Source organism: Parasediminibacterium sp. HNIBRBA5674, assembly GCF_056745525.1.
Map to the genome: position 1 here is coordinate 64201 of NZ_JBQWIE010000006.1, position 22535 is coordinate 86735.

At 37.1% G+C, this 22535-nt stretch carries 17 protein-coding genes; 8 read left to right on the plus strand and 9 right to left on the minus strand.

Features of this window, described 5'->3' with window-relative positions; all coding sequences use genetic code 11:
- The first annotated feature begins 15 nt into the window (after positions 1 to 15).
- The 3 genes from rpsG to dnaJ all read left to right on the plus strand — a co-directional run bounded on the left by rpsG (position 16) and on the right by dnaJ (position 2454).
- Positions 16 to 483 (plus strand): 30S ribosomal protein S7, encoded by a 468-nt coding sequence (rpsG, locus tag ACT9TX_RS04700; RefSeq protein WP_481337066.1) that lies wholly within the window; start codon positions 16 to 18, stop codon positions 481 to 483.
- A gap of 121 nt (positions 484 to 604) precedes the next feature.
- Complete coding sequence (locus tag ACT9TX_RS04705; RefSeq protein ID WP_481337067.1) at positions 605 to 1261, plus strand: nucleotide exchange factor GrpE; 657 nt, start codon at positions 605 to 607, stop codon at positions 1259 to 1261.
- A 26-nt stretch (positions 1262 to 1287) separates the two neighbouring features.
- Positions 1288 to 2454 carry a molecular chaperone DnaJ gene (gene dnaJ / locus ACT9TX_RS04710; RefSeq protein ID WP_481337068.1) on the plus strand — a complete coding sequence of 389 codons (1167 nt, stop codon included), beginning with the start codon at positions 1288 to 1290 and terminating at the stop codon, positions 2452 to 2454.
- Positions 2455 to 2812: 358 nt separating this feature from the next.
- Here dnaJ and fusA read toward each other — a convergent pair whose 3' ends face one another.
- A complete protein-coding gene (fusA, locus tag ACT9TX_RS04715; RefSeq protein WP_481337069.1) occupies positions 2813 to 4963 on the minus strand; it encodes an elongation factor G in 2151 nt (716 codons plus the stop codon).
- Positions 4964 to 5251: 288 nt separating this feature from the next.
- On the opposite strand from fusA, the gene ACT9TX_RS04720 reads away from it, so the two are divergent.
- The 5 genes from ACT9TX_RS04720 to ACT9TX_RS04740 all read left to right on the plus strand — a co-directional run bounded on the left by ACT9TX_RS04720 (position 5252) and on the right by ACT9TX_RS04740 (position 12736).
- Positions 5252 to 6424: a hypothetical protein gene (locus ACT9TX_RS04720; protein ID WP_481337070.1), complete on the plus strand. Its 1173-nt coding sequence runs from the start codon at positions 5252 to 5254 to the stop codon at positions 6422 to 6424.
- A 23-nt stretch (positions 6425 to 6447) separates the two neighbouring features.
- The gene (locus ACT9TX_RS04725) at positions 6448 to 7836 is read left to right on the plus strand and encodes an NYN domain-containing protein (protein ID WP_481337071.1); all 1389 of its coding nucleotides are present in this window, start codon (positions 6448 to 6450) and stop codon (positions 7834 to 7836) included.
- 493 nt (positions 7837 to 8329) lie between these two features.
- The gene (locus ACT9TX_RS04730; protein WP_481337072.1) at positions 8330 to 9043 is read left to right on the plus strand and encodes a hypothetical protein; all 714 of its coding nucleotides are present in this window, start codon (positions 8330 to 8332) and stop codon (positions 9041 to 9043) included.
- A gap of 199 nt (positions 9044 to 9242) precedes the next feature.
- A complete protein-coding gene (locus ACT9TX_RS04735; RefSeq protein WP_481337073.1) occupies positions 9243 to 12245 on the plus strand; it encodes a M43 family zinc metalloprotease in 3003 nt (1000 codons plus the stop codon).
- A 110-nt stretch (positions 12246 to 12355) separates the two neighbouring features.
- A complete protein-coding gene (locus ACT9TX_RS04740; protein WP_481337074.1) occupies positions 12356 to 12736 on the plus strand; it encodes a hypothetical protein in 381 nt (126 codons plus the stop codon).
- 36 nt (positions 12737 to 12772) lie between these two features.
- Here ACT9TX_RS04740 and bioB read toward each other — a convergent pair whose 3' ends face one another.
- The 8 genes from bioB to ACT9TX_RS04780 all read right to left on the minus strand — a co-directional run bounded on the left by bioB (position 12773) and on the right by ACT9TX_RS04780 (position 22449).
- On the minus strand, positions 12773 to 13768 hold the full coding sequence (gene bioB / locus ACT9TX_RS04745) for a biotin synthase BioB (protein WP_481337075.1): 996 nt from the start codon (positions 13766 to 13768) through the stop codon (positions 12773 to 12775).
- Between the two features lie 75 nt (positions 13769 to 13843).
- Positions 13844 to 14545, minus strand: coding sequence for an SAM-dependent methyltransferase (locus tag ACT9TX_RS04750; RefSeq protein WP_481337076.1), 702 nt, complete (start codon positions 14543 to 14545; stop codon positions 13844 to 13846).
- Between the two features lie 305 nt (positions 14546 to 14850).
- Positions 14851 to 15255, minus strand: a complete 405-nt coding sequence (locus ACT9TX_RS04755; RefSeq protein WP_481337077.1) for a hypothetical protein — start codon at positions 15253 to 15255, stop codon at positions 14851 to 14853.
- Positions 15256 to 15384: 129 nt separating this feature from the next.
- Positions 15385 to 16059, minus strand: a complete 675-nt coding sequence (locus tag ACT9TX_RS04760; RefSeq protein ID WP_481337078.1) for a DKNYY domain-containing protein — start codon at positions 16057 to 16059, stop codon at positions 15385 to 15387.
- Between the two features lie 90 nt (positions 16060 to 16149).
- Positions 16150 to 16836: a hypothetical protein gene (locus ACT9TX_RS04765; RefSeq protein WP_481337079.1), complete on the minus strand. Its 687-nt coding sequence runs from the start codon at positions 16834 to 16836 to the stop codon at positions 16150 to 16152.
- Between the two features lie 611 nt (positions 16837 to 17447).
- Positions 17448 to 18230: an EI24 domain-containing protein gene (locus ACT9TX_RS04770; protein WP_481337080.1), complete on the minus strand. Its 783-nt coding sequence runs from the start codon at positions 18228 to 18230 to the stop codon at positions 17448 to 17450.
- 60 nt (positions 18231 to 18290) lie between these two features.
- Positions 18291 to 20393 carry a S41 family peptidase gene (locus ACT9TX_RS04775; RefSeq protein WP_481337081.1) on the minus strand — a complete coding sequence of 701 codons (2103 nt, stop codon included), beginning with the start codon at positions 20391 to 20393 and terminating at the stop codon, positions 18291 to 18293.
- A gap of 28 nt (positions 20394 to 20421) precedes the next feature.
- On the minus strand, positions 20422 to 22449 hold the full coding sequence (locus ACT9TX_RS04780) for an alpha-ketoacid dehydrogenase subunit alpha/beta (RefSeq protein ID WP_481337082.1): 2028 nt from the start codon (positions 22447 to 22449) through the stop codon (positions 20422 to 20424).
- Between the last annotated feature and the right edge of the window lie 86 nt (positions 22450 to 22535).

Consider the following 22535-nt stretch of genomic DNA (forward strand, 5'->3'; position numbering starts at 1 on the left):
ACAATAATTTAAGCCATGCGTAAAGCACAAGCCAAGAAATTACCTTTAGCACCAGATGGTCGTTTTAACGATAAATTGGTTACCCGTTTCATTAATAACTTAATGTGGCAAGGTAAAAAAAGTACAGCTATCACTATTTTTTACGATGCTGTAGATAAAGTTTCTAAAATTACCAACGAAGATGGATACGAAGTTTGGAAAAAAGCATTATCAAATGTTACTCCTGCCGTAGAAGTTAGAAGCCGTAGAATTGGTGGTTCAACCTTCCAAATTCCTTCAGAAGTACGTGCTGATAGAAAAACTTCTTTAAGCATAAAATGGTTAATTCGTTACAGCCGTGAAAGAAATGGTCGTACAATGGCCGATAAATTAGCAAACGAAATTATCGCAGCTAGCAAAGGTGAAGGTGCAGCTTTCAAAAAGAAAGAAGATATTCACCGTATGGCAGAAGCTAACAAAGCTTTCTCTCACTTTAAAGTTTAATTACTTTAACTCTACTATACAAAAACCTCGAAATATTTCGAGGTTTTTTTGTTATTAGCTTAAGCAGAATTACCGTGTAAATACTGTTTAATTTACAGTTGTAAATAATTGGTATACTATTATGAAATTAAAATTATTCAAAAAAGGACTGCCAAATTTTCCCCTTTTTACACGTGGCAAAAAAATTGAACAATACAAGCAACAATCGAAAATTATGGAAGAAAAAGATTTAAACACGCAAAACGACACAATTAACGACACTTTGAATATAAATGCTGACGAAAATGCAGCAGGCTCTACACATTTGAACGAACCAGTAGAAGAAGAAAACCAATTGCAAAAACTACAGGACGAGATTAGTGAGCAAAAGGATAAGTATTTGCGTTTAATGGCCGAATTTGACAACTTTCGCCGCAGAACTGCCAAGGAAAGACTAGACCTAATACAAACTGCAGGTAAAGATGTGGTGGTAAGCTTACTAGATGTATTAGACGATTGTGACCGTGCTGAAAAACAATTACAAACTAGCGATAATATTGAGTTGCAAAAAGAAGGTATACAATTAGTATTTAACAAAATACGCAGCACGCTACAATCAAAAGGTGTTAAAGTAATGGAAAGTATTAATACAGATTTTGATGTAGAGAAACACGAAGCCATCACTGAAATTCCTGCACCAACAGAAAAACTAAAGGGAAAAGTTTTAGATGAAGTAATGAAAGGCTATTATTTGAATGATAAGATTGTTCGTTTTGCCAAAGTAGTTGTAGGGAAGTAAATTATTAATTAGCAGATTATCACACTATGTCGAAAAGAGATTTTTATGAAATATTAGGCGTAAGCAAAGGCGCTTCTGCGGATGAAATTAAAAAAGCATACCGCAAAACAGCCATGCAATACCATCCAGATAGAAACCCTGGTGATAAAGCAGCTGAGGATAAATTTAAAGAAGCAGCAGAAGCCTACGAGGTACTGAGTGATGCTGATAAAAAAGCTAAGTATGATCGCTTTGGGCACCAAGCATTTGGTCCAGGCACTGGCGGAGGAGGCAGAGGCGGTGCCTCTAATATGGAGGATATTTTTAGTCAGTTTGGCGATATTTTTGGTGATGAAGGATTTGGTAGCTTTTTTGGTGGTGGCGGCGGACGTAGCAGAGGCGGTGGCAGTAGACAAAGAGGCCAACGTGGCAGCAATCTTCGTATAAAAATGAAGCTAACTTTTGAGGAAATTGCGAAAGGCGTTACTAAAAATGTGAAGGTTAAAAAGAATGTTGTTTGTAATACTTGCGCTGGTAGTGGTGCAAAGGATAAGAATAGTGTACAAACATGTCAAACATGTGGTGGTAATGGTCAGGTGAAACGTGTAACTAACACCTTTTTAGGCCAAATGCAGACAGTAACTACCTGCCCTACTTGTAACGGTGAGGGACAAACTGTTACGGCCAAATGTGGTAGCTGTAAAGGAGAAGGCAGAGTATTTGGGGAGGAAACAATTAGCATAGACATACCTGCTGGTGTGCAAGAAGGTATGCAATTAAGCATGAGTGGTAAAGGTAATGCTGGTGAAAGAGGTGGTGCACCTGGTGATTTGATTATTCAAATTGAAGAAGAAGCACATACAGAATTAGTACGTGACGGATTAAATGTTGCTTACGACCTACATATATCATTCCCAGATGCAGCTTTTGGTACAACCTCAGAAGTACCAACCATTGATGGTAGAGCTAAAATTAAAATTCCAGCTGGTACGCAAAGTGGTAAAATTTTCCGTTTAAAAGGCAAAGGATTTCCAGAAGTCCAAGGCTATGCCAAAGGCGACCAATTGGTATATGTAAATGTTTGGACGCCTCAAGACTTATCTAGCGAGGAAAAAGCAATCTTAGAGAAGCTAAATAATAGTAACAACTTTAAACCGAAGCCTGATAAAAATAATAAAAGCTTTTTTGAAAGAGTAAAAGAAGCTTTTAATTAAAATAGAAAATCCCCGAAATAATCGGGGATTTTTTTTGTAACTATATAAACCAAAACCGCTTTAAAAGATGGGGAGTGATGAACTCACTCCCCTAAAAAATACCCCCCAGTATTATTTACAGAACAGAGAGATTGGCTCTACGAGTTCTTGATGGTGCAAACATAAACTGATTTTAAATATCAAATTTTAGGGATTTCCCTAAAATCAACAGAGATTTCCCTAAAAATTCACGGGGATTTTCCTAAAAAAGTACAGGGATTTCCCTAATTTTTGTTTGCAGAAATATTTTGGGTAAATTTGATATACAAAAAAGCCCTGTTCAGTAACGAACAGGGCTTTTAACTTCATTGAAATTGAATTAATCTTCAGTTTTTAGTTTGCCTTTATTTTTTGCCATTATTTCTTCAGCAATATTGTTAGGTGCGTTATTATAATGAGAAAATTCCATTGTAGAAGATGCACGGCCAGAGGATAACGAACGTAATTGTGTTACATAACCAAACATTTCGCTCAATGGTACTTTAGCTTTAATAACTTGTAGGTTAGCTCTGCTATCCATACCTTCTAACATGCCACGACGACGATTTAAATCACCTGTAACATCACCCATGTATAAATCTGGCGTTAATACTTCTACCCTCATAATAGGTTCAAGTAAGGTTGGTTTTGCTTTACGACCAGCCTCTCTAAATGCACTTCTTGCACATAGTTCAAAGCTCATCGCATCACTATCCACATCATGGTAGCTACCATCAAATATTCTTACTTTCATATTATTAACTGGGTAACCAGCTAAAATACCTGTACCCATTGACATTTCGAAGCCTTTTTGAATAGCTGCATGAAACTCTTTAGGAACAGAACCGCCATGAATATCATTTACAAATTGGAATGATTTTCCTTCATTTTCTTTCATCCAATCTTCATCAGCAGGACCAAACTCAAATTGAATATCAGCAAATTTACCACGACCACCAGATTGTTTTTTCAAAATTTCACGGTGTGTAACGGTAATACCAAATGCTTCTTTGTAAGCAACCTGAGGCGCACCTTGGTTTACTTCTACTTTAAACTCACGACGTAAACGGTCAATGATAATTTCAAGGTGCAATTCGCCCATACCACGTAAAATAGTTTGACCAGAATCTTCATCAGTGTTTACACGTAATGTAGGATCTTCCTCAACCAATTTAGCAATAGCCATACCCATTTTATCAACGTCTGCCTGAGTTTTAGGCTCAACAGCAATTGCAATTACCGGTTCAGGAATGAACATATTTTCTAAAGCGATAGGAAATTTCTCATCGCACAACGTATCACCAGTTTTAATTTCTTTAAACCCTACAGCAGCGGCAATATCACCAGCTTCAATAAAGTCTACAGGATTTTGCTTATTAGCAAACATCTTCATAATACGGCTAATGCGTTCTTTTTTACCGCTTCTTACGTTTAAAACATAACTACCAGCATCTAAATGACCAGAATAGCAACGGAAGAAAGCCAAACGACCAACGAAAGGATCGGTCATAATTTTAAAAGCCAAAGCTGCAAAAGGTTCTTTTGCATCTGGTTTTCTAGTTACAATTTCACCATTATCAGGGTTAGTACCAGAGATATCATCAACATCTACTGGGCTAGGTAGGTAACGACAAACAGCATCTAGTGCAGTTTGTACACCCTTATTTTTGAAAGAAGAACCACACATCATTGGAACAATGCTTAAGTCGATACAAGCCTTACGGATTGCTTCGTGCATTTCATCTTCTGTAATGCTATTAGGATCGTCGAAGAATTTCTCCATTAAATTGTCATCGTATTCAGCAACGCTTTCAACCAATTTAGCTCTCCATTCGTTCGCTTCATCCACCATATCAGCAGGTACAGGAATTTCGTCAAAGGTCATACCTTCTGTTTCCATATGCCAGATAATACCTTTCATTTTAATCAAATCCACCACACCTGTAAAATCATCCTCAGCACCAATTGGTAATTGTAAAGGCACAGCATTAGCGCCCAACATTTCTTTAACTTGGTTTACTACCATTAAGAAGTCAGCACCACTTCTATCCATTTTGTTTACAAAACCAATACGTGGTACTTTATAACGGTTAGCTTGGCGCCATACAGTTTCAGATTGTGGTTCAACACCATCAACCGCACTAAATAAAGCAATCAAACCATCCAAAACACGCATACTACGTTCTACTTCAATAGTAAAATCCACGTGACCTGGAGTATCAATAATATTAAAATAGTAGCTCTTTGTGTTTGCATCAGCAACACCTTTATTGGTAGGAAACTTCCACTGACAGCTAACAGCTGCAGATGTAATAGTAATACCACGCTCTTTTTCTTGCTCCATCCAGTCAGTGGTAGCAGCACCATCGTGTACCTCACCAATTTTGTGAATCATACCGGTATAGCGTAAAATACGCTCGGTAGTTGTGGTTTTACCCGCATCAATGTGAGCGGCAATACCAAAGTTTCTCTGAAATTTTAAGTCAGCCATAACGCTTTGTTATTTTGTTTGTGTGATTTTTTGTTTTCTTGAAACCAGCTTTTAGCCCTTTGTTGTAAGCCTATTGCGTCGTACACTTGTACAACAACAATTTAATGCAGCAAAGAACATCCCTTTTTTTGAGCCGCAAAGGTAGGGGAATGACTAATTGAAAAGACTAGCCACTTAATGAATATTTACCTAGATGTATAAGCCCTATTTAAAAATAATAAAATTAGCATGTCGTGCTTGTTTAATAATGTGTTGTCATTAATTTACGCAATCAAAAACTAGTGAAGTATGAAGGTTTCTAACATTAATATGATAACAGGTTTATTAAACCTGAATGATTTATCAACCTTGTTACGTACCGCTTATTTATTAAGCGATGAAATAGCTATTGTAGGTGATACCGAATTTTATATTTTTTCGGACCAAATTTTTAAAAGCGCTGGGTTTAAAGTAAAAATAGGAATGCTTGTAGACTATTTTACAAAAAATGATAGTGACGAAAAAAACAAGGAAATGGTAGACGCATTGCAAAAAATAAGCATCCTGTACAAAAATTATAATGCTACCAAAAATAAAACCGCACATCAAATAGGCGCTTTTAGAAAAATAGAAGCCAATGTTAATGACATATTTAAAATATACATTAATGACATAGTTGAAGCAACCAAAGTAAATGGAATGGATGTATTTAAAGATTTGGCGGCAGAACCGCAAGTAAGCACTATGTCCATTACTTCAAGTGTTGATTTAAAACCTAGTAAAGATGTTAGGCGCATTACTATGACAGAGGCAATGCTTTTTCCCTTTGAAAATACAAATACACCCTATACAATTCCTGTTGTGAGCTTACATTATTCTGGCAGAGAGTTTGGTGCCAACTTAAATTATTATGACCCACACGAACCAGAGGCAATAACTGCAGATCATGGGTATTTAACATTACTACTAGAAATACCTGCTATTGGGGTTTGTACCCTAAATGAGCTGAAACTATTGCAAGCTTTTTTTAAGCAAGTTGGTAGTAGTTTTAGACAATTGGTAGATGAATGGACTGCCTTTTGCCAACAAAGTCAAGATTATGCTAAGCGTATTGCATTTTTTACTGAAAAAGTACAACCAGCAGCTGCAGCCTTGCAATCAGAAATAGAAAAAAATGATATTTTACAGTTTATAGCAAAACGAAAAGAGGTAAACCAATTGCCAATTCATGTACTAATGGGAGAAACCTCTAGGCAGCATTTTTTAGATTATTACCGCTACATGCAAATAATAAACGATGAAAGCTGGCAAAAAATAACCGACACCATAACCAATAATCCATCATTGGCACAGCAACGCATACCTATTATATGTACTGGTACATTTATACCCAAAGATGTAGAGCAGCTTATAAGTAATAAGATAGAAACATTACCAGTAGATGCACCTTTAGCAGTAAAAAAATCTTTTAACATAGATTAATACAACAAAAACAAGCAGTAACCATGAAACATCTATCGCTACACTACACACAAGTTGAGCTGTTGCAAGCGGCTAATAGAATGCGCTTTGCATCCTTAACCGAATTTACCAATTACATTACCCACAACAATCTAAGTAGCATATTTTGCATTACCAATACAAACGATGCTACTACCAGTTTTGCTGTAATGCACAATACAATACTGCTAGATCACCCAAGCCTAGGGTTTAGTAAACTAGAAGATTACCATATAGCCACTACCAACCATTTTCCAGATGCTGATACTTACTACCAAGCACTACAAGCAGGTTACAAAAAATACGAGGATTACCAACTGGTGCAGCAAGCTGGTATTGCCGAAAAAGAAACCTTAGAAAAAATAAAGCTAACAGGCTTTATGAAGGGTTTTGACGATTTTACACAATACCTACAAGCAAACCCCCAAATAGTAAAGCCCGAATTTGAAGCACTTACAGATGCCTACAAGCTGTACCAATTTGCCATTGCTAATGGCTTTGATAAATACGACGCTTTTAAAACCGCACTAGAAAAAGGATTTACCAACCTGCATATGCTTAATGTGGCCACAGAATTAATGTTTCCAGATTTTGCTACCTACAACCAAGCATTGCAATGCGGCTTTAGAACTTACGATGAACTAGAACTGGCGCTACAATGCAAAATAAGAGACAGTGCTGACCTTACAAACTACATAGAGCTACGTCATGTAGGCGAGGATACCAATACTTTTGATGAACGCTTACTGATGGTTATTCTATCTAAAATAGAGCAAGGCAAGCGCTTATCGCTTAATAAATTGTACGATGTTTTTCAACGTAGCCTTAGCGAATACAAATACACCGATACCAACCAACTACCAGCATGGTTTACACAACAGTTTAACGATAAAGAAGTATTTAACCAATTTGTAAGTACCAATAAGCAACTAAAAAAATATGGTGACTACGACCACGATGGTGAGTTTTTTCAAATAAACAAAATGCAAGACCGTATGGTAGTGCTAGATGGTAGCAATGTGGCACACAATAGTAATGGACAGCCCAATGCCATTCCATCTATAAGTAATTTAATTACCATGGTACAGTTTTTAAAACAGCAGGGCTTTACCGAAATTGCTATTATAGTAGACGCTTCGCTAAAAAAGAAAATACACGACATAGAAAAAATAAAGATACTGACCGAAATGGCAGAATACTTAGTAGCCCCACCAGAAAACTCTGCCGATATGTTTATAATACAATACGTAAAATCTAAACATTGCCTATTAATAAGTAACGACACCTTTAGAGAATGGAAATTAAAAGACGCATGGGTAGCAGAAAATATAGATTATTACAGGCTCGCATTTATGATTAAAGACAACGAAGTATTAATGCCCGATTTAAAATAGCCGTAATAAGCTACTTGAAGCATTATTTAATACTAAATAGCTTTAAAACTACATTGTATAAGCTTGTGTGATACACGTATGCCTTACATAAATATTAACTTATAAATATCTAAAACTAACATGCCCTAGGTGAAACCCACCCGACGTATGTAACTAGCAAACATGCCTTAGACGGACGCCACCCCACATATGTAACCAGTAAACATGCCTTAGGTGGAAGCCACTAAACATATCTAACTAGCAAATATGCTTTTAATAAAAGCCACCCGATACATGTAACAAGCAAATATACCTTAGGTGGAAGCCACCCGACATATGTAACTAGTAAATACTCTTTAAGTGGATATTTTTAGCTACTTCTTTTAAAACAATTATTGCATTTAAGGTGTTTTTAAGCAAAAGAGTTTATTGCACAAGTATTTAATAAAATTTTTTTGCCAAAATATAGAAACCTGTACACTAGTACATTTGTATACATTTAAAAAATAAACGCGTGATTATTATTAAAAAACACTTACAGCCAGATGCTACACCTGGCACAGGCGGAGCAAGTACCAGTGGCGCTTCATCTAGCAATAGCTCCAATATTCCTAAAAAAGATGTTGATTTTTTACACACAGTAGAAGCTGTGGTAGCTTCTTGGGCTAGCAATCCCAACTTTACGTTGCTATGGATAACCCAACCTGAATTTACTACCACTGTACAAACCTATCGTACCGTACTTACCCAACGGCAAGATACTGGTAAAGGTCGCTCCTCATTAACCAATAATATTAGAAAAGCAAATAAGGAAATAGATGCAGCCGTAACCGAAGTAAAAGTATATATAGAAAAGAAGTTTAAAAAAGCCAATGCTATACCAGAATTTAGTAGGTATGGTATTGTAAAAGAAAGCAACACTTATAGGTTACCAAAAGATGCTAATAGTAGGTTACAAGCCCTACCACTTATGCAAGCAGCTATTACAAAAGATGGTTTTGATAATGAAGAATATGGCAAAACCTTTTGGGCAAGTATAGCTGCTAGTTATAAAACCTCACTAGATGCTGCTAATGCCATAGATAGTACAGTAAGTGGTAAAGTAGCTACTAAAAACGAACTTAAAAAACACTTAACTAAAGCATTAAAAGCCCTATTGCTTTTAATAAAAGCCAATTATCCTGATACATATAAAGGTGTAAAAAGAGAATGGGGCTGGAAGAGATAAGTGCTACACTATTATATGATTACAATATTTAAAAAAAGCCCTTTTAAGGGCTTTTTACTTACCATAAGCCTAGCAGTATTAACAAATTATCACAAATGGAGTTATATAATTGTATTTTTTTCATTTTTACCGATGTTAATATACTATTCACTAACTTTTTAGGTATTAACCCTACTTTTAAAGCTACCAAATAACTGACATGAAACAAATTTTAACCCTCCTGCTTATTGGGCATGTAATAGTAGGCGCTGCGCAAAACCAAAAAACTGATACCAAGGTAAAGCGCTGCTACACTGTTGAGCATATTAAAGCCATACGAGCCCTGCAGCCCAATTTAGAAACTGATAAGCAATTTGAGCAATGGTTACAACCACTTGTAAAACAGCACAAAGTTAAAAAAACTGGTATCCAGTACAAAGTGCCGGTATTAAACTACACATTGCCAGTTATATTTCACATAGTATACAATGGAGAAGCAGTAGGTAGTGGTAATAATATTTCAGCTGCTCGTATTCAAGCGCAGATTTTACAATTGAATAAAGATTACGCCAACCTGTCAAGTAGTCCTTATGCTGTTTCGGCCAATTCAGGTATACAATTTGCCCTTGCAACAAAAGATAAAAATGGCAATACATTAGCAGAACCAGGTATTGAGCGTATTAGCCGTAGTACCAAAAGCTGGACCGCCCCACCCTATACAGATACCTATATAGATGCTACTATAAAACCTAACTCTATTTGGGATCCTACAAAATACATCAACATTTGGCTAGTAGATATGTCTGGTGTAGGTATTTTGGGTTTTGCAACATTTCCTGGTTCTTCTACATTAAACGGCTTAGATAATACTGAAACCGCTACTAAAGCAGGTTTAGCCATTGACCCAACAACAGTAGGCAGTATTTTTTCTGCAAGTGATTGTGGCATCAGTAGCCCTTATACTTTAGGCAAAACCATGACACATGAAATGGGGCATTTTTTAGGCTTGCGTCATATTTGGGGCGACCAAGACCCTGCACCATGTTCTGATGATTATTGTGGCGATACACCATTACATTTTGAAGCCAATTATGGTAAGCCTACCCATCCAAAACCTAATACTTGCGGCACTGCCGATGAAATGTTTGAAAACTACATGGATTATTGCGACGACAATATACTAAATACATTTACAGCAGACCAAGTAGATAGAATGCAAACCGTATTATTAAACAGCCCTAGAAGAAACACTTTACCAACATCTACTGTTGGCGCTTATATGCCAGTAGGTAGTAATAAAATAAGTTTCTCGCTTTGTAGTGGTAGTTTAGCTGTTAGTGAAGCAGGCACTACAGGTAGTACTGTAAGATATAGAGACATCCCACTATCAATAAATGTAGAAAATATTGCCACAGGAAGCGCCACAATAACTTTTACAAAAAGCGGTACGGCTGTAAGTGGTAAAGACTATCAATTATCAGCTAACGGCGTAACATTTGCAAATAATGATGCCACTCAAGGCTTTTATGTAAGAATATTTGATAATGCCGCCTACGATGGCGATAGAACCATTGTATTGGGCTATACCATTTCTGGTAGTGGCGTTACGGCTGGTACTAATGGGCAAAGCTTAACAATTACCATAAAAGATGATGATTATGTAGTAGTAGGGCAAAATACAACTACTTTATTAACACAAGATTTTGCAACTACACCATCAGGTTGGGGAAGTATTAATAGTACTGGCGCTACAAATAAATTTACAATAAGCAGCAACGGTAGTGCTGGCGGTACTGGTAGCTGTTTGCATATTACTAATAATACTTCAAGCAAACCAAACACCTACACAGCCACTGTAGATGGTTCTTCTATCTATCGAACACCACTTATTAACGCATCTGGGTATAAAAACTTAAGCTTAAGCTTTAAATATTTAGTATATGGCGAGGCAGATAACACTGGTGTGTATGACTTTGGATCTGTATTACATTCTACCACTTCAACATTTGGTTCTCCTACAGCAATTGGTGGCCCATACGTAGGTCTTGCAGGTATTACATCTGGTACTGCTATACTTTCTAGCTCACTTACAAATTTATCAAACTCAAGTTTTTACTTAGGCTTCAAATGGGAAAATGACAACTCAGCAGGTAACGATCCTGGATTAAACATTGATGATGTAGTACTTACTGGCGATAACACAAAAGTAGAAACTACTGCTAGTAGTAGCTATGCATTTGCCGTAGATAATACTACAAGCATCAATAACTACTTTAAAAGCACTAGTAACGATAATATTATTGCCACAGTAAAAAACCTTTCTGCAAGCGTAAGTAATCTGGTTGCATTTATTACTGAGGCTGGTATCGATAGATTGAACATTACAAGTGGTACAAGTACCTTCTTAAGAAGTAGAAAAGTAATTAAGCTAGCACCTACAAGTGCCGATAATACTACAGCAAACACAACAACTATTTACTTTACCACTGCAGAAGTTGCTGCATGGCCAAGTGCTACCACTTTGAAAATAATTAAAATTAAAGATGGCACTTCACCTAGCGATAACTTAAACTCAAACAATAGTGTATTAATTAAGCCTACAGTAGATGACCAAAGAACTGCAAATGGCTTTATCGCTTACACCATTACCACTACTGGTTTTGGTAGCTATATTCTAGTAGATGGTACAACTGTTTTACCAGTATCATTATTAAGTTTTGATGCTACTGCTGAGAAAAATAGTGTGCTATTAACATGGTCTACATCAAACGAAATAAACAATGTAGGCTTTGATGTACAACGTAGCACTAATGGTACAGCATTTACCACTATTGGCTTTGTAGCAAGTAAAGGCACAGGTGCTAATACTTACAGCTTTAACGATGGTGCAGTAGTAAGCAACACTAAATACTACTACCGTTTGTTACAAAAAGATGCTGATGGCAAAACTGGTTTAAGCAATGTTGTTTCAGTAGTATTTAATGGCGAAAGCAGCAATGTAAGAATTACGCCAAACCCAGTTAAAAATCTATTAACCATAAGATACAATGTACCTACAACAGTTGTAGACATTGTTATTACAGACGTTCTTGGAAGAAAAATCTTTACCACAAGAGCTTCTGGTACGATACAAGTAAATACCGAGGCTTGGACAAAAGGCGGTTACTTTGTACAAGTGAACGATGGTAACAGCGTTCAAAGCTATAAAGTGATTAAAGATTAAGTAGAATAAGCAACATGAGAAAAAGGGCCTGCAATAATATCGATGCGCTGAAGAAGCAATTTTTTATAGCCACGATGTTATTGACAGGCCTTTTTATTTTGCCTAAAATAATGGTAGCACAAGACACAACTGCCATACCTTACTGGCAAATTGCATTTAAAAAACAGTGCTATAAACTTGGGGCTAATGCGGTTGTAGATACCATTGCTATTACCAAAAAGCAACAGAAAGAAGCCTTTTGTATTACTTATAAAAATGAAAATACCAGCTCAGATTTGGCTGGCAAAAAAACAATTATTCTAATGACTGCCACAAGGCAAGAAATTGGCAGATATGACCTAAAAGATGATGTAGTAAAAATACCTCTTCCAATATTAATTGAAGCTAGCACAGAGCGGTTAATTTCACTAAATGTAATTCAACAACCTTCTAGCCTACTTGCAAAAAGAGCAAGAATTGGCACTAAGCTGCTTTGTTACCTAAAATGGTAATTGAAATTTTATTGCTATTCCTTTATGATAGAGACCTTATGCCTCTACCATTTCACTTAAATATTGCTTTTCTTCTTTAAATGCCTTTCTTGGCTTTAAACCCAATAATTCAAACATGGCATTGTCTTCGTCAAAGCTTGGATTTGGTGTAGTTAATAGTTTATCGCCTGCAAAAATTGAATTAGCGCCAGCCATAAAACACATAGCTTGTTCGCTCACACTCATATCAGTTCTACCAGCACTTAAACGCACCATTGTTTTAGGCATTAAAATACGTGCAGTAGCTATCATACGAATCATATCCCAAACCACCACTTTCTCGTTGTTTTCTAATGGCGTACCTTTTATAGCTACCAATGCATTAATAGGCACACTTTCAGGATGTTCAGGCATATTGCTAAGCGTGTGCAACATTTTAATTCTGTCTTCATGCGTTTCGCCTAAGCCTATAATACCACCACAACACACGGTAACGCCAGCTTTACGCACATTGTCTAATGTTTGTAAGCGGTCATCGTACGTACGTGTGGTAATAATTTCGCTATAATGTTCTTTACTTGTATCTAAATTATGATTGTAGGCATACAAACCAGCTTCTGCCAGTCTTTCTGCCTGACTTTCGGTAAGCATACCCAATGTGCAACAAACTTCCATGCCTAATTCGTTTACACCTTTTACCATGTCTAGCACACGGTCAAAGTCACGATTGTCACGTACTTCACGCCAAGCTGCACCCATGCAAAAGCGTGTGCTACCAGCATCTTTGGCTTTTTGTGCATAGCCAAGTACATCCTCTTTTTTCATCAACGCTTGTACATCTACACCTGTGCTATAGCGGGCTGCCTGAGGGCAATATGAACAATCTTCGCTACAACCACCGGTTTTAATACTTAACAACGTACACACTTGTACCTCTGCTGTATCGTTGTATTGTCTATGTAAAGTAGCAGCTTTAAACACCAATTCAAGCAATGGTGTGTTGTAGATATCATGAATTTCCTGAAGTGTCCAATTATTGCGTAAGTCTTGCATTATCAATGTAAATGTTGAACCGCAAATATAGACCACTGATTAAAATGATAGGAATGATTTACATGATTATTTAGATTACGCCATCAACAAGAAAATGGCCAAACGCTTATGAATATCAACGCTTTCCTTTTTCCATTGGGCAATGGTTTTAGTTTTTATAAATTCTGAAGGCGCTGTAATATCTACAGCAATGCATAGCTGTGTGGTGTCTTTACAAGCGGCCAATAATTCTTTAATTAACTGATTGTTACGGTATGGCGTTTCTATAAAAATTTGCGTGCAATTGTTTTTAGCTGAATAGTTTTCTAGGTTTTTAATGGCATTTTTTCTCTCCAAATTATCTATGGGTAAATAGCCGTTAAACTGAAATTGTTGCCCATTCATACCGCTAGCCATTAAGGCTAGTAAAATAGAATTTGGGCCTACCAAAGGCTTTACCACGGCACCATTTTGCTGCGCTACGTTTACCAATATTTGTCCCGGATCGGCTACACCTGGGCAGCCTGCATCGCTAATGATAGCAATGTTTTTACCTTGTAGCAATAATTGCTTAAACGCTTGCTGCACTTCTGTTTCTGCCTTGTGTATGGCAAACCATTGTTGGTCGTCTATCACCATTTCTCGCCACAGCTTTTTTAAATACCTACGGGCAGATTTTTCGTTTTCTACAAAAAATACAGAGCAGTTTTTAACAGCATCTAGCAAATAAGCAGGCAATACTTCTAAAGCATCTTCGTGCAAAAAAGTAGGTATTAAATAAACAGTTCCTTTTGACATATATTTTGATTACACGTCCCGATAGCTATCGGGATAAAATGATTGCACGAATTACACGAATGTTTGGCAATGATTACGAAGAATTTTATGGTAGCGGATTTGAAATCTCAAACTCGAGCAGGTCTTTGACCTGTTCGTTGCAGTTACTTGACTATTTAATTTCAGAAGATAAGAACTAAGTAACGTTTTAGCACTGGTCAGAGACCAGCGCTAGTGGTCGTTTAGTTACTTGACTATTCAATTTCAGAAGAGAAGAACTAAGTAACTTTTTAGCACTGGTCAGAGACCAGCGCTAGTGGTATTTTTTAAAGTTTTCGGCGATAGTAATATTTTGGACCTGGATATATTTTAGTAGTGTCAGCCTTCCCATACCCACTCTTGAATTGTAAAGAATCAGCAGAAAGTTTTGTTATCAACAGCCAATTTTCGCTAACCATTCCCCAAGTAAATGATACAGATATTAAAGAATCATTTATCCAACGCCAATTACCACCATGATCAAACGGATTTATAGTTATTGTTTTGTCTGTCCCAAAAGTTAAATTTTTATAATACCCAATTGGTTTATATGCAGAATCAGGATGCCAAATGCCATAGATTTTTGAAGTATCAACTGAAGCGGTTTGCTTTTCTGAATTTGAAGGTGAGTTTTTGCTACATGAAATGAACATTAAGATTGCAAAAAATGCTAGTGAAAGTACTTTTTTCATAAAATATTATTAGAGTTAAAAAATTAAAAATTAATCAAATGGTCACTAACTTGTTTGTTTCAATTACTTGACTATTTATTTTAGATCTAAGTAACGCTTTAGCACTGGCCACAGGCCAGCGCTAGTGAGCTAGTGGTTGTCTAGCCCATTTTGTTTAATATCTTCCTTTGACATTCTTGAATCGCCATCATAAAAATGAAATCTGTCCTTAGCAAGATGAAAAGCAACAGAGGTGTCCACGACCTTGAAAGTATTCCTGTCTGCACCTTCTATTCTCTCACCTCGGTAATAGCAATATTTTTTATCAACAGCATATAAATAGCTTTCTAATATTTTGAAAGTTTTTGGGTCAGCATAATCCATTATACTCAAAGAACCCCCGTCGACCATTGGCGTGAAATGATAAACATGCTTTTTGTCCTTAAAATGTTCCCAACTAAGTATTTGTAACGTCACAGTGTCAACTACATTTTTGAGTTCATCTCTGCTTTCATTTAGTGTGTCATAGGGGCGGGCGTTCCAAACTGTTGTCAAGAAGACATCAAATGGTTTGCTGTTTACTGTTGTGTCCATTTTGTAAGAATTGTCAGTAGCTTTAAATGCTATGTCGCCAACATTATTAATAAAAAGTCCACATTTTAACTGCATAAAGGAATTTGTATCTCTATAAACTAATTCATTAGCATTTGTCAAATGGTTTGAAGTTTCACTTTCCTTTTTAGATAATTGCTCATTCTTCTCGTCATTATTTGCTGCACAAGAAGTAAATATCAAGATGATTATTATAAAAGTAATTGTTCTCATGAAATGATTTTGAACTCTTGAATTGCCGCCACTTTCAAAAAACCTCACGCCAATACACCAAATATAAATGTATTGGCGCAAGTGTTTGGTTTATTTCTTCACTTCCTCAACCTTACTAGTACCACCGCCTCTTAAATCTATAATTCTTCTAGCAATAAAGTAGGTGTCTACAAGGTCTTTATGGGTGTCGCTTAGTTGGCCTTCCATCAAGTCGTCAAGCTCTACAAGGCTGGCTTTGGCTTGCTTAAATAAGTCTACCAATTGCGTATTGCTGTTTATGTGGGTGGCATCTATAATGTCTCTTTCTGCGGCTTTTGGTGTGGCAGTAGTAATGGCATTGCTAAGTTCGGTAAGGGTGGCTTGGGTTACTTTATAGGGCTGTAGCGCTGTAAGGTGTGGTTCTAAGGCGGTAATCATGGCTTTGCAAATGGTGATGCCTTTGTCATCTGCTAGCTCGTGTAAGTCGGTAAAGCTGTGGTCAATGGCTTTTAGCAATACATCGTCTTTTATTTTCCTTGCATAAGGCTTTGCTTTTACGCTAATAGCAGCGGCAATAGTAAAGGCATTATCAAGCGCCTTGTTTTTATTTTTGGTATAGCCACCTGTATCGGTGCTTTGCTTTTGCTCGTTAGTGGTGGTAATTTTTGCAACAATGGCTTTAAATACGCTGTACTCATCTGCTACAAGTGGTTCGGTGTCAATAATGGTTTTATTATCATCTAATAATTTTACCACTGCCAAGTGCATGTTTTGGTGGTTGGTTTGCTTTCTGTTCATGTTGGTATTATTTTAACCATATGAAGGTAAAACGGTTTTTTTATAATGTCAAATTTTAGGCGTAGTTTTTTTACAATTTATTCTTTTCTGCACCTTTTATTTGCCATGATAGAGCAGTAGTTGAATGGATAATAAGGTGACTATTGGTATTAAGCATAAAAGTGTTGTGTCAAAGTATTAAAGTGAGGTGTCAAACTACTAAAGTAGGGTGACAAACTATAAAAGTGTACCGTCAAAGTATTAAAGTATAGAGAAAAAGTACTTTAGTATGATGTCAAAATACTGAAGTGAGGTGTTAAACTATAAAAGTATACTTTCAAACTACTAAGGTGCGGTGACAAAGTACTGTAGTACTGTTGACGGTGGTAAGCATTAGTTTCTAAATCTCGTTAGATCCTTCGTTCCTCAGGATGACAATAAAACCATCGGCAGCATGACAACCTTTGTGCGCTTTGCCTTCTTTGTTGCTTTGTGTGATACTAATCCTTGAAGGTTTTGTAAAATCTTCAAGGATTTTATACGCATAGATAAAAGCCCCACAGCGAACAGAACGTACAAGTGTAGATGCTTCGTAAACTCAGCACAAGCTACACAACTGCCAAATATTACTACTACTGCTGGTTAACAAATACTACTTGCTTTTCTTTTACAGCAATAATGCTTAACGTAGCGGCTATAACCGAATAGGCTGGTGCCAACACCCAACCAATAAATGGCACAAAGTGCATGATGTAAAATACCAAGCCATTGCCTATGGCTAGGCCTTTGTGTGTGCCTACGTAGGCGATGCTTTCGGCGGCAGATTTTTTGTTTCGCTCCATGCTATAATCTAGCATTGAGAAACCGTAGTAATAACACTCTACCAATAGTGCCATTACTGGCATTAACCAGCCTGCTATGGGAATAATGCTGATGATTAAAATAGAAAAGCTGTAAACAGTTTGCCATAAGGCGTTTCGGCCGGCAATGCGTATGCCACGAATGATGTCTTTGGTGAGTTCTAAAAAGCTAAATGGATAAGATTTGCCTTCTAAAATGGCTTCGGTTTTTTCGCTTAAAAAAGCAAATACTGGCGAGCCTACAATAAGAAATAGATACTTGAACAATGAGAAATAAAACAGCATCATGGCTACCCATAAAATGAGGCTGCCTAGTGTAAACAGAAAGCCAAGAAAGCCGCTGTTAATTTTATCGAGCCATACTTTAAGGCCTGTTTTTAGGCTTAAAAATTCGATGAAATTATTGCTAGTTTTACCAAAATAGTACATGCTTACCATGAACAAAATGGTATAAATAATGCCTGGAATTAAAATCCATTTCCAAAGCTTATGCTTTTGTATAAATTGATGCGCCTTAAAATAGGCCTGTATGGCAATGATAATTTCTTTGAGCACTTGATGGGGGTATTTAGCAAGTGCAAGTTACTGTATTAGCGGCAAACAGTGGCTTGTGTATTACTTCATCAACAATAGTAGCTTATATACTGTTTGCAAATATGGGTCTGCTAGCAAGTAAGTTTTCAAGCCATCATTGATAGCTTTTTGGCTGCTATCTGCATCTAAACGCTTGGTTTCAAAAGCATGATTAATAATAGTGAAAGGCGCTTTTACACTGTCTTTAGTAGGCATGTCGTCTTCTTCATCGTCATCATCAACGCTAGTGTTGTTTTTGCGCTGCTGAATGACATCTGCAAGTAATAGTGATTGGTCTTTTGGTTGTTTGTTGGCAATAATTTTTTGCCTGCGGCTAATGATATCTGCGAAGGCTTTTGAGCTTGCCACTTCAGTAGCTGCGGCAGCTTTTAATGCAGCAATATTTAAGGGCGCATTGGGCTTGTAATATTTATTAGCATCTATTGGTTGCACTATTAATGCTTGCTTTTCATCAGCTTCTCTTCTGGCTCTTGCACTTAGTACATCTGGCAATATAATATCTGGTATAACACCTATTGCTTGTGCAGTTGTACCATTTACTCGGTACAGCCTATCCATTGTAAGTTTTATGTAGCTATCAGCACGTTTGTTTCTGTTGCTTTCTTCAAGGCTAATGGTTGTATCCATAGGCAACACAGACTGCGCAGTAGCTTTGCCAAATGTAGGCGCACCAACAATGACTGCTCGGTTATAATCTTGTAAAGTACCTGCTAGCATTTCAGAAGCAGAAGCGCTGTAACCATTTACCATTACAACTAAAGGCCCATCGAAAATGGTACCACGGTTCATATCTTTAAGCGTGTACACTTTGCCAGCTTTGTCTTTTATTTGCCCCACAGGGCCAGCATCTATAAAAATGCCTGCAAGGTCTATGGCTTCTTGCAGCGAGCCGCCACCATTGTAGCGCACATCTATTATTAACCCTTGAATATTTTCTTTCTTCAATTTTAAAATTTCTTTAGCCACATCATTGGCGCAGCCTTTAGCACCATTGCCTTTTTCTTCCCAATCTTCATAAAAAGCAGGCAGCGAAATATAACCGATAGACTTCTCACCTTTTAAAATAAAACTCTTCACTTTGTCGTCTTCTTCACCGTTATCTATCACTTGCCTTTGCAGGGTTACTTGCCTTGTACTACCGTCAGCTTTTTTTACGGTTAAGGTCATTTTATCTTGCGAATGATTGTCAAACAAATCATTCACCATAGCTGCATCTTTATCAGACACATCTACTTTTTCTTGACCTTCCCATTGTACGCCTGTAATCTTATCGCCTTTGTTTAGCAAGCCACTTTTATAAGCAGAACTACCAGGTGCTAGGTCTGAAATAATGGCCTTGCCATCTTCATCTTCATTTAATGCAAACCCAAAACGAGAAGGCTTTTTGCCTAATTCACTTTCAAAATCTGCCTTTGCATCTAACGAGAAATATGCTGAGTGCGGATCGTAACATTCAGCAATGGCTTCACAATAACTATTGCCTATTTCTACATCAATATCATTTGGGTGTAGCAGTAACTTTTTAATAGGGCGCTTTACGGCCGCTTGTACCTTACGCCTTAGTATTGGCTCTATACTATCGGTAAACTTTTTCTGGTTAAACGTAGGCTTTGCATTGGTCAAATAAGCAGCGATATTTTGAACCACAGCAAGCTTCATGAGCTTGTAAATTTTTAATCGTTGCGCCGCAGTGTTGCTAGCATAAGTGGTATCTTCTACAACAGTTAATTGCTTTTTAATAGTTACATTAAATGGTTGCTTGCAAATATTATCAACCATAGTATCTACCTGCTGAATGCGTTGCTTGTAAAGCGTTGTAAGCATTTGTAAAAAAGTAGCTTGTTTGGCTTTTACCAAATCATCTAACTGAAACTGATACTTGCTTAAAGCAGCAATATCTTGTTGGGTAAAATAGATTTTTTCATCGTCTAATTTATCTAACAACACACCAAACATGCTAGCAGAAAATGCATCGTCTAAAGGCTTTGGCTGCACATGAAATTTCTCTGCCATTCTAGTAACCATAAAAGCATTATTTACTGCTTTTTGTATAGGCGTTTGTACTTGTGCAGATACCGTATAGATACCGATACATACTAGAAAAAGGCTTAGAAATATTCTCATAAAAATTAGGTAGTAATAATGTACAAATTTAAAAAGCAAGCAGCTTATCAATGCTTTCTTTTAGTCTTGCTTTGGCTAAAAAGTTCTGTTCTAATGGTGTGCTAAAAGGTATCGGTGTATCGAGACTTGCACAGCGTACTATTGGTGCATCAAGCATAGTAAAACAATGTTCACTTATCCATGCGCTTATCTCGCCAGCAATACCACCAAATAAGGTGTCTTCGTGCAGTAATAATACTTTACCCGTTTGCGCCACAGCGGCCTTGATAGCGTCGTAATCTAATGGCAGCAAGCTTCTTAGGTCTAGTATATGTAAGCTTATTGCAGGATGTTGTTGTTGAAATTCTGTAGCCCAAATGACACCTGCACCGTAGGTTATCACGGTTATGTCATCGCCTTCTTTTACTAGATTAGCTTTACCAATTGGCACTTCGTAATAAGCTTCAGGCACAAGATCTGTAACACTTCTATACAATGCTTTATGCTCAAAAAATAATACAGGATTAGGATCATTAATGGCAGCAATTAACAAGCCTTTTGCATCAAACGCATTAGATGGATACACCACTTTTAAGCCCGGTACATGTGTAAACCAAGCCTCGTTACTTTGGCTATGAAAAGGCCCAGCACCTACACCTGCACCTGTAGGCATACGAATTACCACATCGGCATGTTGCCCCCAGCGGTAATGTATTTTAGCAAGGTTGTTGACTATTTGGTTAAACCCTACAGACACAAAATCGGCAAACTGCATTTCAACCACACTTTTAATACCTTCTAAACATAAACCCAATGCAGCACCAATTACAGCGCTTTCACACAATGGTGTGTTGCGTATACGTTGCTTGCCAAATGTTTCTACAAAGCCTTCGGTTACTTTAAACACACCACCGTATTCAGCAATATCTTGCCCCATTAATACAAGGTTCTTATGTTTTTTTAGCGATTGAAATAAGCCTTGTTTGATAGCGTCTACAAAGCGTAGTTCTGTTGTAATGGCTTGTGTATTTTTGGTTGTAAAATCTTGTAAGTTGTGGTAGTTTTTTACAGTTTTTAACCAGCTATAAGTCGCTATTCTATCTGCATACACATCATTCAATTCTACATTGGTATTTACCACTGTAGGCACCATGTTTTCGGCTAATTTTAATTCACTATCTATATAGGCTTTTGCAGCGTGTTTAATGTCTGCAATTTCCATTTCTGTAATGGCTTCTTCAGCAATTAAAAACTGTTCAAAATTTTTAATCGGGTCTTTTTTGCTCCATTCTTGTAGCAGTTCTTGTGGCACATATTTTATACCGCTTGCTTCTTCGTGGCCTCGCATTCTAAAGGTTTCACATTCAATTATGTAAGGCTTTTGCTTGCGAATGCAGTAGTCTCTTGCGGCTTTAACCGTGTCGTACACTTGTACGATATTGTTGCCATTAATATTGGCGCCCATGATGCCATAGCCTTTGGCTTTATCCACTAGTCTTTCGCAACGGTATTGCTCGTTAGTAGGCGTGCTTAAGCCGTAGCCATTGTTTTCAATAATAAAAATGATGGGCAAATCCCAAACTGCTGCTAAGTTGAGTGCTTCGTGAAAATCACCTTCGCTTGTGCCACCATCGCCTGTAAATGCTAAAGCTACTTTTTGTTGTTGTTTTAATTGATAAGCGAGTGCCACACCATCTGCCACTGCCATTTGTGGGCCAAGGTGCGAAATCATACCACAAATATGATGTGCTTTGCTACCAAAATGAAAGCTACGTTCACGCCCTTTGCTGTAGCCATCTTGGTGGCCTTGCCATTGCTTAAACAATTGGTGTAAAGGCATTTGCCTTGTGGTAAACACACCAAGGTTTCTATGCAAAGGCATGATCCATTCATCATCTTGCATAGCCAATGTAGCACCTACACTTATGGCTTCTTGCCCTATACCACTAAACCATTTGCTTATTTTACCTTGCCTTAAAAGTACCAGCATTTTTTCCTCTATCATACGAGGTAATACAAGCTGTTTGTATAAGTTTACAAGCTCATCGTTGTAAAAGCCAAGGCGGTTGATGTACATAGCGTTTGGATGCTTTTTAATTATTGAGGGTAAGATAATAGAATTTTGTATTACGCTTACCAGCCTACTAAAATTTCTTAATTATT

Bases quoted from the DNA above. Each gene is read 5' to 3' on its own strand.
- ACT9TX_RS04725 (WP_481337071.1), top strand. From the start codon at position 6,448: ATGAAACATCTATCGCTACACTACACACAAGTTGAGCTGTTGCAAGCG.
- ACT9TX_RS04775 (WP_481337081.1), bottom strand. From the start codon at position 20,393: ATGAGAATATTTCTAAGCCTTTTTCTAGTATGTATCGGTATCTATACG.
- fusA (WP_481337069.1), bottom strand. From the start codon at position 4,963: ATGGCTGACTTAAAATTTCAGAGAAACTTTGGTATTGCCGCTCACATT.
- ACT9TX_RS04755 (WP_481337077.1), bottom strand. From the start codon at position 15,255: ATGAAAAAAGTACTTTCACTAGCATTTTTTGCAATCTTAATGTTCATT.
- dnaJ (WP_481337068.1), top strand. From the start codon at position 1,288: ATGTCGAAAAGAGATTTTTATGAAATATTAGGCGTAAGCAAAGGCGCT.
- ACT9TX_RS04705 (WP_481337067.1), top strand. From the start codon at position 605: ATGAAATTAAAATTATTCAAAAAAGGACTGCCAAATTTTCCCCTTTTT.
- ACT9TX_RS04780 (WP_481337082.1), bottom strand. From the start codon at position 22,449: ATGTACATCAACCGCCTTGGCTTTTACAACGATGAGCTTGTAAACTTA.
- rpsG (WP_481337066.1), top strand. From the start codon at position 16: ATGCGTAAAGCACAAGCCAAGAAATTACCTTTAGCACCAGATGGTCGT.
- bioB (WP_481337075.1), bottom strand. From the start codon at position 13,768: ATGCAAGACTTACGCAATAATTGGACACTTCAGGAAATTCATGATATC.
- ACT9TX_RS04720 (WP_481337070.1), top strand. From the start codon at position 5,252: ATGAAGGTTTCTAACATTAATATGATAACAGGTTTATTAAACCTGAAT.
- ACT9TX_RS04760 (WP_481337078.1), bottom strand. From the start codon at position 16,059: ATGAGAACAATTACTTTTATAATAATCATCTTGATATTTACTTCTTGT.
- ACT9TX_RS04750 (WP_481337076.1), bottom strand. From the start codon at position 14,545: ATGTCAAAAGGAACTGTTTATTTAATACCTACTTTTTTGCACGAAGAT.
- ACT9TX_RS04740 (WP_481337074.1), top strand. From the start codon at position 12,356: ATGGTAGCACAAGACACAACTGCCATACCTTACTGGCAAATTGCATTT.
- ACT9TX_RS04765 (WP_481337079.1), bottom strand. From the start codon at position 16,836: ATGAACAGAAAGCAAACCAACCACCAAAACATGCACTTGGCAGTGGTA.
- ACT9TX_RS04735 (WP_481337073.1), top strand. From the start codon at position 9,243: ATGAAACAAATTTTAACCCTCCTGCTTATTGGGCATGTAATAGTAGGC.